Here is a 12,153-nt window from a genome sequence, read left to right on the forward strand (position 1 = left end):
ATGCGCGAACGCCAACCACCTTACCTGTTGACACTGTCAAGTCACTCGCGAGGCAATATCTGTTGACGATGTTCACGGATCGGCCTAGTGTGTGGCTGCGCCAGGCTTGCTCGTCCGAGCGGCCCCGGCGCCTGGTCGCTGGAGTGGGGGCGCTATGGGTGGGGACTCGAGAGCTGCAGTCGAACGGAGCGCGATAGAGGCGGAGTTGCCGTTCGTCATTGAGAGGCTGAAGCGATGTGCGTCTCCTAGGGGTGTTGTGAGCCAGCGCGCATTCGCTCTGGAGGCGGGGCGACTCGGTTTGAGCACCGAGGAGCAGCAGCGGAGGCTTCGCAACGGCCTTACCGCCGTTGGCATTCATGTGAAACCTCCTCGCCGAGGAGGCTTCGGCCATCACGCCGCACCTGCCTCCGATCCGGAGTCGTGGGCCGCGACGCCGTCGAAGAAGACGCCCGCTCCACCGGCTTCCGGTTCTCTGCCCGGGCTTGGGGCAACCGAGTCGGCCAGGCGTTTGGCGCAGGCGCGTCGCATGCTTGCCCGGTACGCCGACGTCGACGGTGCCGTCAGCAAGCTCGCCCACGATGGTGTTGCACGACTCCATCGGCTCAGTCCCGCCGAAGTGCGGGAGCTGATGGCTGACTTCCCGATCACCCGCCCCGGAGTGCCCCGTGTGCGCCCCGAACCGATGGAGGGCCGTGTCGGCGGCCCTGCTCCGTCCGCACCTGCTCCGACGTTCCGATCCGCACGCAAGATGCCGCCATCCGCTCGTCTCAGCGGGCGAGTTGCCTCCTCCGCTGTGGACTCGGGACTGGCCGATGCCGTCAGCGCCGCCCGAGCGGTGCTGGAAGAGGACCGGTGGCGCCGGAACCCGGCAAAAGTGGTCCTCAAGGCAGAGGAGGAGGTCGGCCTGGCCGTGCTTCTGCGCGGCGGTACTCGTCTCCTCAGCCGCGATGTTCCCGAGGGTGAGATCACAGGGTTACCTCGCGACAGCGAGCGGTGGCGCGCATACGAGTGCCTCGTCCTGCACAACCACCTGCTCGTGTGGAAGATAGCGCAGGGGTATCAAGGGCGCGGGCTGGACACCGAGGACGTCGTGCAGCACGGGAGCATCGGGCTGCTGCGTGCGGTGCGCAAGTTCGATGCCACCAAGGGCTTCAAGTTCTCCACCTACGCGACGTGGTGGATCAGGCAGGGCATCACCCGGGCCATCGCCGACGAGGGCACCCTGATACGCCTGCCCGTGCACCTCCACGAAAAGGTGAGCAAAGTCGCTGTAGCCGAGCGCAAGCTGCTCGGAGAAGGTCGGGCCAGGACCGTCGAGAACGTGGCCTACGTCACCGGCTTCACCTTCGCAGAGGTGGAGAAGCTGCGCAGGATCAGCCGGCCCACCGATTCCCTGGACCGGATCATCGGTGACGACACCACCTTCGGTGACCTGGTTATCGGGCCGAGCCGACTGCCAGGACCCCTCACTGTGCTGCTCCGCAAGGAGTTCCAGGCGCGCCTGCGGCATGTCCTGGAACACCTCCCGGAGCGTGAGCGCCACGTCCTCATCAGGCGTACCGGTCTTGACGGCGACGAGGCAGACACGCTGGAAGACATTGGCGTCGTCTTCGGCGTCACCCGTGAGCGCATCCGTCAGATCGAATCGAAGGCCAAGCCGAAGCTGCGCGACGAGCTGGCCCGCCATGGGCTCGTGCGGTCGTCCCACTGAAGGCGCCCGCCTTCCGACGGACGAGCGCCGTCACCCTCAGCACCTGACCCCTGATCCGAAGGAACCCGCCCATGGACCCGCGCCAAGAGCTGGTCGACTACCTCTCCCGGCAGCTCGTCGGGCCCGCCGACGGCGACGACGAGGTGCTCGACGCGCCGCCCGACCGGCAGTACCTGATGGGCACGCTCTACCCCCAACAGGCAGATCTTCAGCGGCAGCTCGCCCGCGCGGCCGACGACCCCGACGCGCCCGGGACTGAGCAGGAGGCTCCGGACGTGGACCCGGCCTCGGACCCCGTGCCCGAGACCAACAGCTGGCTTCCCGCCTCCCTCGGGGTCAGCTTCTACACCGATGCTGAAGGCATCGAGGTGACCAGCACAGCTGCCCGCTACGAGACGTCGAGGAGCGAAGCGGGACGCGGGCGGGGCTGGCGGCGGATCCCCCTCCCGTCCGAGACGCACACGATCGGCCCCGAGCGGGAGACCGTGTCCGTCCTCGAAGGCCGCGCGGAGATTCGGGTGCGCCGCCGCTCCTACGGCGACGGCACGCTGGTCACGGTGGCGCTGGTCAACGCTGCCCACCACGACGGCTCCGACGGCAAAGCGCCCAACTGGGACGACATGCTGTTCCAGTGCGGACTCACTGTCCGCCCGGTCGGCAGAGTCGTGCTTCCGTATCCCAGCGTCCGGCTCGCCAGCCGTGACCCTGAGGAGTGCGAACTCCGCCTCCAGTACGCCCACGTCGTCACCCATGCGGTGGGCCACGGCTGCGCGGTGCGCGAGGACCGCGTGGAGGGCAGCGGCGTCGTACTCCTCGCCTGCGAAGCCCTGCCGCGCGCCGAAGTGCCCGCCATCCGAGCCGGCGGTCCGCTCGACGCCCCCGCCCTCACGATCGCCCACCTGGCCGACCCGTCAGTCGGCGCCGATCAACTCCGCGAGGAGCTGGTTGAGTTCGCCGCCTCCTACCACGCCTGGTACGTGGGCCAGCGATCGCTGGAGGTGCCGGCCTGGGGGCAGGATGCGGCAGAGCGGATCCTCGGCCGCATCCACGACGCGGTCGCCCGCATCGAAGCGGGCGTGCGCACGCTGTGCGACCCGAACCGCCCCGAACTCCTCGACGCCTTCCGCATCGCCCAGCGCGCCATGCTGCTGCAGATGCGGCACTCCGCGGCCGACCAGGCGGGCGGACGCTGGAATCGTTCGGACGCCGTGGCCACCGACCCGCCCGTGGATCGCGAGGCCACCTGGCGCCCCTTCCAGCTGGCCTTCTTCCTCCTCGCTCTCGACGGCGTGGCCGATCCCGGCCACCGCGACCGCGAGACCACCGATCTGCTCTGGTTCCCCACCGGTGGAGGCAAGACAGAGGCTTATCTGCTCCTGGCCGCTTTCGCGATCGCCCTGCGACGGATCCGCGGCCAAGGCGGAGGCACCGCCGTACTCAGCCGCTACACCCTCAGCCTGCTCACGACCCAGCAGTTCCAGCGCGCCGCCACCACGATCTGCGCGCTGGAATACCTGCGGCGGAGGGAACCCGGACTAGGTCTCGGCGATGAGCCGATCACCGTCGGCCTGTGGGTCGGAGAGACCACCACTCCCAACAAGTTCCAGACGGCCAAGGACACCTTCGACCAGCAGCGCGAGGCCACTCACCCCGAGGACGTCTTCATCCTTGACCGCTGCCCGTGGTGCGGCACGCGCATCCTGCCGCCGACCCACTCCAGCGTCCGCTCCGACTACGGAGTCCGGGCTGAAGCTGACGACTTCGCCTTCTTCTGCACCCGTGACGAGTGCGCCTTCCACGATGTCCTGCCTGTTGCCGTCGTCGACCAGCACCTCTACCGGCACCCGCCCACCTTCGTCCTCGGCACCGTTGACAAGTTCGCCCGCCTCGCCTGGGAGCGTGACTCCGGACACCTCTTCGGAGCCGGCGTCGGCAACCCGCCCCCGTCCCTGATCATCCAGGACGAGCTGCACCTGCTCACGGGACCCCTCGGCACCACCGTCGGTCTCTACGAGGCGGCCGTTCTGGAGCTGTGCACCGACCAGAACGGCCGGCCGCCCAAGATCGTCGCTGCCACGGCCACCATCCGCCGGTCCGCCGAACAGGTGCGTGCGCTGCACCACCAGGACGTCCAGCTCTTCCCGCCGTCGGGACTCGATGCCCGGGACAGCTTCTTCGCCGTCCCCGACTCCGGCCGCCCGGGCCGCCTCTACCTTGGTGTCATGGCGCAGGGCCATACCGCGGGCCGCGGTGCAGTGGCCACCACGGCAGCCATGCTCCAGGGCGTCCACCAGCTTCCGGAGGAGCACCGCGACGACTACTGGACGCTCGTCGCCTACCATCACAGCCTGCGTGAACTCGGCCGCACCGTCACCGCGGCCGGCGACGACATTCCCGCGCAGCTCCGCGGACTCGACGAGGGCGCCGGAGTCCGCACGCTCGACGACCGCAACGTGCAGGAACTGACCAGCAACCTGCCGCGTGCCGAACAGCCGATCCTGCTGGACCGTCTCGAGAAGCCCTGGACGGATCCCCAGTCGGTCTCGTTCCTGCCGTGCACCAACATGCTCTCCGTCGGCGTTGACGTGAAACGGCTCGCCTACCTGCTCATGCAGGGCCAGCCCAAGACCACCGCCGAGTACATCCAGGCCACCAGCCGCGTCGGCCGACACCACGTACCGGGACTCGTCGTCACCTACTTCAACGCCACTCGGCCGCGTGACCGGTCCCACTACGAGACGTTCCTCGACTACCACCGCGCCCTCTACCGATGCGTCGAGCCCGCCAGCGTCACCCCTTGGTCACGGCCCGCGCGTCGGCGCGCCCTGCACGCCGCCCTTGTCATCCTGGTTCGCCACCGGCTCGGCTTGGCCGCCGAGAACCAGGCCGGACGGATCACTCTTCACAGGAGCGAGGCCGAACGGATCGCCGACGCCCTTGCGGAGCGCGCCGCGATAGCCGAGAGCGGTGCCTCGGGAACGAAGCGCGCCGCGGTACGAGCCGACGTCCGCACCGAGCTGGGCTACCTCCTCGACGACTGGTGCCAGCAGGCCAAGACGGCTGCCGGCGAGGGCAAGGACCTCTACTACCGCAGCCAGGGCAAGGGCCAGCACAACCTGCTCAAGACCTTCGAGCAGCGCTACGGCCTGTGGGAGACCCTCAACTCCATGCGCAGCGTGGACCGCGAATGCCAGATCACCGTGACGGGAGCGGGAAAGTGAAGCGCAAACTCCGGGTCCGCCAGGCGCAGACGGTGCTGCCGTTCGGCGTCGGCGCAGTGCTCGACGTCCAGGGCGAATCGTTCGTCGCCGCCGGTATCGAGACCTGGCCGCAGGCGAAGACCCCGGTCCCGTCCGAGCGGCTGGCCGCCAAGCTGGGAGTCACAGGCCTCTTCGCCGCACCCCACACCCTCAACGACCGTTACGACAAGCCCGACAGCCCTGGGGTTCCCTACGTGCGATTCCCCGGCTGGCTCTTCTGCGGCGCCTGCCGGACCATGGTGCGCTTCCTGCGGGAGAACGAGAAGCCCGGTGAGCCGCCTGTCTGCACCTCCTGCGCGGCAGCACCCCGCCTCGCCCCGATGCGGTTCGTCCGTATCTGCCCGGACGGGCACCTCGACGACGTGGACTGGTGGTACTGGGCACATTCCCGCCTCGAACCGGAACAGCGGGCTGCCTGCTCCGAGGCGAAGCAGGCATGGAAGGCGCGCCGTCTCAGCTTCCGGGTCGCCGACCGCGCGTCCGGACTCCAAGCGCTCTCGGTGCGCTGCGGTGCGACCAGGCCGGACGGCAAGCCGTGTGGCGCCGAGCGCGACCTGCTCGACATCCTCGGGCCGCAGGGTGGACGCTGCTCGGGCCGCAACCCCTGGCAGCGCTGGAACGAGCACGCCACGTGCGGCCAGCAGGCCCACATCGTGCAGCGCACCGCCGGCAACGTCTACTACCCGGTCGTCTACTCGGCCCTCGACATCCCCCAGGCCGCCGGGCCGCCGCGTGCCGAGCAGGACGCAGCAGGGGCCGTACGCGGCCATGACTGCTGGCCACTCCTGCTCGATGCACTCGGTACCTCGCGGGCCGAGATTTTTCGCGGCCTGATCAAGGAAGACACAGACGCCCCCGACAGCCTCATCGACCAGCTCGTCGCGGAGGCCACGGGCACATCGGCCGTAGCGTCCGGCGGTGGACCGGACTCCAAGAAGATCGACCTGAGCCGCGACGAGTGGAACGCCTTCGATGCTGTCGAGATCCCCGAGCCGACGAAGGAGTTCGCGATCCGTCGTACCGGCCTCGGGCTCGACGGTGAGACGGAGGAGCCTTGGGCAACCCTTGACGCGCACGTCGGCGGCATCATCCTCGCCGAGCGCCTCCGCGAGGTGCGGGCACTGACCGGGTTCCGTCGTCACTCACCGGGCGGCACCCTGGTGCCGGCCGACACCAGCGGGCGCCTGCGCTGGCTGCCTGCCACCGAGGTCTACGGCGAAGGCATCGTCCTCACTCTCGACGAGCAACGCCTGGCCGCCTGGGAAGGCGACCCCCGCGTTCAGGCCCACGTCCACGGGGTCCGTACGGATCTCGACGCGTCGTTCCGGGAGGAACAGCTCGCCGAGACCGTGGGCAGCGAGCTCTCACCCCGCTTCCTGCTCCTGCACACCCTCGCCCATCTCCTCATCCGCCAGCTCTCCTTCGACTCCGGCTACACCACGGCGAGCCTGCGCGAGCGGGTGTACGGCCGCCCCGAGTACGGCCAGCACGGACTGCTGATCTACACGGCTGCCGGCGATGCGGAAGGCACCCTGGGCGGTCTGGTCCGGCAGGGTGAGGCCCCGCACTTCGCGGAGACCCTCATCCGGATGCTGGAAGCCGCCGCCTGGTGCTCCGCCGACCCGCTGTGCGCCGAGCACACCGGGCAAGGCTTCGGAAACCTCAACCGCGCCGCCTGCCACGCCTGCTCCCTGCTGCCCGAGACGAGCTGCCAGACCGGCAACACCCTGCTCGACCGCGCCCTGATCGTCGGCTCCGCCGGCGTGCCCGGCTACTTCGCCGACGTCCTCACTGCGAGCCGCGAATACGCAGCCGCAACGGTTCTGGGGTCACACGCATGACCACTGCAAAGTCCCCCGTTCTCCACCCGGACCTCACGTCGGCCCAGCGCGACTGCCTGGACGCTCTCCCGCTCATGGGCCACCATGTCGTCAACGGCCCGCCCGGCAGCGGCAAGAGCCTGCTGGCCGCGCATCGTGCCGTCCACCTCGCCCTTACCGGTCGCCCCACCTTGCTGCTGTCGCGCTCCAACCTCCTGCGACGGCTCCTGGGCGACACCCTTCAGGGCATCACGGTCCCCGGCGCACCCGTAGAAGCCGCTACCGTCCACAGCTGGATCCTGCGCCGCTTCGGCCGCGACGCACCACGCACCGAGGACGGCTGGTTCGACTGGGCGGCCCTTACCCACCGAGCCGCCGGCACCTTCGCCGCCGACGCGTCCCCACCCCACCTCGTCATCGACGAGGGCCAGGATCTGCCGCCGGGCTTCTTCCGGCTGGCCCGTCTGGCCGCCGCCTCGGTCACGGTGTTCGCCGACGAGTGCCAGCGCCTCACCGAGACGAACTCCACCCTCGCTGAGATCACTAACGCACTCGGCCGCTCCACCGGGCGCGTAGAGGTTGTCGGCAACCACCGCAACTCCCGCGAGATCGCCTCCCTTGCAGAGCACTTCCGCACCGGCGGACCCGTGCCCGAGATGCCTGCGCATAGCGGTTCGCTGCCTGTCATCCGTCACTACGCGGGCGTCAAGGCCCTCGCCGATGACATCGCCACCATGGCCGGAGCGCAGCCGCGCCACCGCGTCGGCGTCATCGTCAACTCACTCCGCACAGCCGCCGACCTGATGCGACACCTAGAACGCGCCGGCCTCGCCCACGAGCCGCAGCTCTACCGCTCGGCGGCGCCCTCCGGCCGCTACCGCGACCTCGACCTCGCCCGTCCCGGCGTCGTCCTCGTCCACCGCGCCAGCGCCAAGGGCCTCGACTTCGACACGGTAGTCATCGCCGACACGGAGACCGACAGCGTTACCGACCCCACCGCGGCATCCCTGCGCATGGCCTACTACGTCATGATCACACGGGCGCGCGAACGGCTGGTGCTCGGCTGGCAGGGAAGCCATTTGCCGCGCCAGCTGGAAGGACTGCGGGGGTGCGTGACCATGCGCTGATGACCCGAGCTGCGACCGGGCCACTCCGCGACGGTCACGATCGCATAAGCGAACGGCCACGGAACGCTACCTTCCCAGCGCGCCACGTCAGCGGCTGATTCGCTGATGCTGGTGTCGACGGGACGGGACGAGGATGCGAACGGGGCGAGACCACATGCGTGTTGCACGATGGGCTGTAGCGACCGCGGCTGCGGGTGCTCTCCTTGGGGGCTGCGGCGGCGGGTCCGGCGGCGGGCCGCATCCGCCCGTCCCTGATTCGCGGAGAAGTCCGTCCGCGCCCGCACTCACCCGGCTGACGGTGCCGTCCGTCTACGACAGTGGCAAGGGATGGCAGCAGACCCTCAACTGGGTACCGCAGCAGGTCAAAACGCTCCCGTTCACCGAGGCCCCCAAGGCCGGCATCGTGGCCTACATGACCGCTGCCGAGAACGGCTACACCGTGCAGGCGCGCGACGCGGCGTCCGGGGCGGTCCGTTGGACGTCCGCGCCCTGGAACCCGCCGATCGCGATGGACGACGGCAGCGGCCAGAGCTCCGATAGCGTCGAGATCCCCGACCTGGTGAGGGTGACGCAGGGCGGGGCGGAGTACGTCGTCGCGTGGGCGCACGGAATGGAGGGCAAGGACGAACTCCACAAGGGCAAGGAGGTCGTGCAGGTCGACGTCTACGCCGCGACCGCCAAGGGCGGGCGGGTCGAACCCGTGCGGTCGGTCGCCGTGCCGGTGCAGGACGCCGGCAACCAACTCCAGGTGCGGGACGGCGGCGACGGACTGCTCATCACCTGGGGCGGCGGCATCACGGCCACCACCTACGGTGCGTCGGTGGATGTGTCCACCGGACATGTCACCCAGTACGGGGACGCCGACAAACTCCTGTCCCAGTGCGCCGACACGCTCTGCTATGGCAGCGATATCGTCGCTACGACCGGCAAAGGGCCGGTAGTCGACGTGGGCGGCACCTTCGCGCTGGCTGGCGGCTGGCTCAGCGGCGACGTGGTGGTGGACGGCGCCGAGGCGCGAACACGGAACAGCTCGTGGGCCCTTCCGGTGCTCCTCGCCCCGGGCGGCAATCTGATCGCAGGACTGCCCGACCCGAGCGACAGCGATCCACACGGGCACATCTGGTCCGTTCTGGACGCTGAGACCGGCCGGGTGCGGGTGAGCCTTTCCTGCTCGGTCGACAGATTGACGCCCGGCGGTGACTCCTCGGCACCGTACAACGTCGTCACCTCACCCGACGGCCGCTACGTCGTGGTCGGTCCGCTTGCCTTCGACCTTCAGCGCGGGACCGGCCGCTGCTTCGCGGGCGATGGCGACGCCAAGGAGCTGCTGCTCGCCTCGGTATCGGACGACGGCACGGCCTACGGCTTCACCGACGAGGATGACGTCGACACCCAGGCCGCCGCTGTCTCGGTATCACTGATCACCGGCACCACTGCTGCTCTCCCTGCGGGCACCCAGATCCCGATCTACGTCCTCCCCACCGTAGGCGTCTTTGTGACCCGCGAGGACGATGGGGATATTTTGATCTCTGGCCGCCGCTCCCGCTGACCATTGCGCCGGCGCCCAGCCCGCGGTGGTCCCGGAAAGCATCTCCGGCAGCCTTGGGGGAGGGTGCGCCGACCGCGCCGGACCGACCTGGACCAAGTCCCGCGCTGACGGTTCCAGTCGTCGGCGCTCACCCGCGTCCAACGAGTGCCCGCCCTTGGCCGAGTTGGTGGCGCACCCCTGTCCGGCCGGGGGCAGGGACGTTGGGCCGCTCCCCTCCTCAGCCGGGGAGGCGGAGTCCGGCGATGACGGAGGTGCCGCGGGTGGGGCGGGGGCGGACGGTCCAGGTGGTGGCGAGGTGGTTGACGAGGAGGAGGCCGCGGCCGGTTTCGGCGTCGGGGGTGGGGTGAGTGAGGTGGGGTGTGCGTGTGCCGTTGCCGGGGTCGGAGACGGCGAGCCAGTAGTGGCCGTCGGCGGGCCACAGGACGAGCTCGACCAGCTCGTCCTCCTCGGGCCGGGCGCCGTACCGGATGGCGTTGGTGAGCAACTCGCTGGTGAGCAGGCCGAGGTCGTCCCCGAGCCGGGGCCGCAAGGGCTGCGGGAGGGCTTCGGCGACGGCGCGCCGGGCGCGGGCGACGGAGGCGGGGTGCGCAGGGAAGCGCCACAGGGAGGGCACGAGGGGGATGTCGGGCATGGCGAACTCCATGGTGAGGTGTTCGGGATCCGCCGGTGGCATGCCGCCCTGGTCGCGGGCTCACCCGTCCCAGGGCGGACGGGCATGCTCGCGCGGTGCGCTTCCGGCGTCGCGGTGTGTAGCAGTGCGCTGTACTGACCGTAGGGCACCACGGGGTAAAATTGCTATCCGATCTCGTAAACTCACCCCATGTCGTCGCTACGTCCCGCCGGAGGGCAGACTGACGGGACGTCAACGAAAGGATCGGGATGGCTCCCAGGACAGCACCCAGCGAGCGGCAGAAGCGCCTGGGCAACGAGTTGAAGCGGCTGCGCATGGGGGCCGACATGTCCGCGGAATTCGCCGCCGGGCTACTCGGAGTCGACCGCGGCAAGATCTCGAACATCGAGTCCGGCCAGCGTGCCATCAGCGAGGAGAGACTGCGCACGCTCGCGTGCAACTGCGAATGCACCGACGAGAAGTACATCGAAGCGCTGGTCGAACTGGCGCGCCCCAGCAGAGGCTGGTGGGAGCGCTACCGGGGCAGCCTTCCGCAAGGGCTGCTGGACATCGCGGAGTTGGAGGCGGCCAGCCCGCGCATGCGGGTCTGGAACACCGTGCACATCCCCGGCCTTCTCCAGACCTCCGACCACGCCCTGGCCATCTTCCGCGTCGCCATTCCTCCGCTGCCCGAGCACGAGATCGGACTGCGCCTCGCACACCGTGCAGAACGCCAGCAGTCGATCCTCGGCGACAAGCCAGCAGATTACGTGGCCATCGTGCACGAGGCAGCCCTCAGGATGCGGTTCGGCTCAGGCGAGATCGCCCGGCGGCAGCTGACGTACCTGACCGAGATGTCGGAGCGGGCCAACATCACCGTGGTGGTGGTCCCCTTCCACAAGGGAGGCTTCCCCGGGGCGGGCCAGACGGTCCTCTACGCTGAAGGTTCCGTACCGCAACTGGACACGGTGCAGGTGGACAACTCGCACGGACCGGCGTTCGTGTACGCGGACGGCCAGCTCGCGAAATACCGAGCCCAACTGGACTGGTTGGAAGACCTGGCACTGTCGCCGGAGGAGTCGCGGGACTTCATCCGCGACATCGCGCACCACCTGTGAGGAGCACTCGATGGCCGACATCACCTGGGAAGCCCCCTTCTGCGCCGAAGGCAACTCCTGCTTCCGCCTCGGCACCGACGCCGACGGCAACGCCTACATAGCCGTCAACGGCCAAGAAGACCATTACCTCACCGACACCGCGGAAGCCCTCCGCACCCTCATCACCGACATCAAAGCCGGCAAGGCCGACCACCTGCTGTAGTAGCAACGTCCGCATGGTCCAGTTGTCCCGAAAGCGGTGGCCGGTGGGCAGGCGGGATCGTAGCCATGTACCGTCAAGTACGGGCAGGGGGCGGACTGCTGCGAAGCCGAGGCCGGAAGCAGGGCACCGAGTGGCGCCCCGAAAACGGGCTGGCCTCATCCTTCGCGGGGGCGTCGGGCCACGTCGGGTGCGGCGTAACCGAGGGCTGCGCGGTTGATGCCGCGGTCGGCGAGGTCGGGGACGGGGGTGGGCTTCGGCGTCTGCGTGGTCTTCGCCTGGGTCTTCTTCCGCGTGGTCTTCGCAGCGGCCTTCCTGCCACCCGCCCGTGGGGCGACTTTCGCCTTCGCCTTCGCGGCGTTTTTGGCGGCTGGCGTGCCGCGTGCCGCGTACTTCTTCCGCAACAGTGAGAGCTGCTCGCGTTCCTGCTTGGTCTGGTCGGCGGGAAGGGCGTTGACGAGAGCCTGAGCCTGGCTGAGCCAATAACGCGCCTGATGCCAGCGCCTGGCGTTGATCGCCGAGCGTATCGTCCCCATGGTCTGCCGTAGCGCGTTGAGCTTCGCCACCTGCCGCCGGGGCATCGGGAACTCGGCCCCGCTCGCACGACGTTGCACGGCAGCCCGGGTACCCCAGTCGGTCCCCGATGTGAGGACGACGACGGAGCGAGGGTTGCTGGACTGGCTGCGACGTACCACGAGGCGCTCCTTCCGCGAGCGATGATTCGCCCCGAGCGGCGGCCCGTACGGCGGTCACCCAGGG

The 12,153-nt window shown here is 69.4% G+C and carries 9 protein-coding genes; 7 read left to right on the plus strand and 2 right to left on the minus strand.

Annotated elements, in window-relative coordinates:
- Positions 1-298: 298 nt before the first annotated feature.
- The 5 genes from ACH4PY_RS04455 (at position 299) to ACH4PY_RS04475 (ending at position 9,467) form a co-directional block, all read left to right on the plus strand.
- On the plus strand, positions 299-1,711 hold the full coding sequence (locus ACH4PY_RS04455; RefSeq protein WP_398175762.1) for a sigma-70 family RNA polymerase sigma factor: 1,413 nt from the start codon (positions 299-301) through the stop codon (positions 1,709-1,711).
- Between the two features lie 71 nt (positions 1,712-1,782).
- Complete coding sequence (locus ACH4PY_RS04460) at positions 1,783-4,932, plus strand: helicase-related protein (RefSeq protein ID WP_398175764.1); 3,150 nt, start codon at positions 1,783-1,785, stop codon at positions 4,930-4,932.
- Positions 4,929-6,812 (plus strand): DrmB family protein, encoded by a 1,884-nt coding sequence (gene drmB, locus ACH4PY_RS04465; RefSeq protein ID WP_398175766.1) that lies wholly within the window; start codon positions 4,929-4,931, stop codon positions 6,810-6,812. The genes ACH4PY_RS04460 and drmB overlap by 4 nt, the downstream gene beginning before the upstream one ends.
- Entirely contained in the window at positions 6,809-7,918 is a 1,110-nt protein-coding gene (locus tag ACH4PY_RS04470) for a hypothetical protein (RefSeq protein ID WP_398175768.1), read from the plus strand. Before drmB ends, ACH4PY_RS04470 begins: the two co-directional genes overlap by 4 nt.
- A gap of 298 nt (positions 7,919-8,216) precedes the next feature.
- Positions 8,217-9,467 carry a hypothetical protein gene (locus ACH4PY_RS04475; protein WP_398175770.1) on the plus strand — a complete coding sequence of 417 codons (1,251 nt, stop codon included), beginning with the start codon at positions 8,217-8,219 and terminating at the stop codon, positions 9,465-9,467.
- Between the two features lie 217 nt (positions 9,468-9,684).
- Here ACH4PY_RS04475 and ACH4PY_RS04480 read toward each other — a convergent pair whose 3' ends face one another.
- Positions 9,685-10,098 (minus strand): ATP-binding protein, encoded by a 414-nt coding sequence (locus ACH4PY_RS04480; RefSeq protein ID WP_398175772.1) that lies wholly within the window; start codon positions 10,096-10,098, stop codon positions 9,685-9,687.
- 248 nt (positions 10,099-10,346) lie between these two features.
- On the opposite strand from ACH4PY_RS04480, the gene ACH4PY_RS04485 reads away from it, so the two are divergent.
- Both ACH4PY_RS04485 and ACH4PY_RS04490 read left to right on the plus strand, forming a co-directional pair.
- A complete protein-coding gene (locus ACH4PY_RS04485; RefSeq protein ID WP_398175774.1) occupies positions 10,347-11,195 on the plus strand; it encodes a helix-turn-helix domain-containing protein in 849 nt (282 codons plus the stop codon).
- Positions 11,196-11,205: 10 nt separating this feature from the next.
- Positions 11,206-11,397 (plus strand): hypothetical protein, encoded by a 192-nt coding sequence (locus ACH4PY_RS04490; RefSeq protein WP_398175776.1) that lies wholly within the window; start codon positions 11,206-11,208, stop codon positions 11,395-11,397.
- Between the two features lie 155 nt (positions 11,398-11,552).
- On the opposite strand, the gene ACH4PY_RS04495 is transcribed toward ACH4PY_RS04490, so the two are convergent.
- The gene (locus ACH4PY_RS04495) at positions 11,553-12,089 is read right to left on the minus strand and encodes a hypothetical protein (protein ID WP_398175778.1); all 537 of its coding nucleotides are present in this window, start codon (positions 12,087-12,089) and stop codon (positions 11,553-11,555) included.
- Positions 12,090-12,153: the final 64 nt, after the last annotated feature.

The organism is Streptomyces sp. NPDC021224, assembly GCF_044332905.1.
Lineage (GTDB): Bacteria > Actinomycetota > Actinomycetes > Streptomycetales > Streptomycetaceae > Actinacidiphila.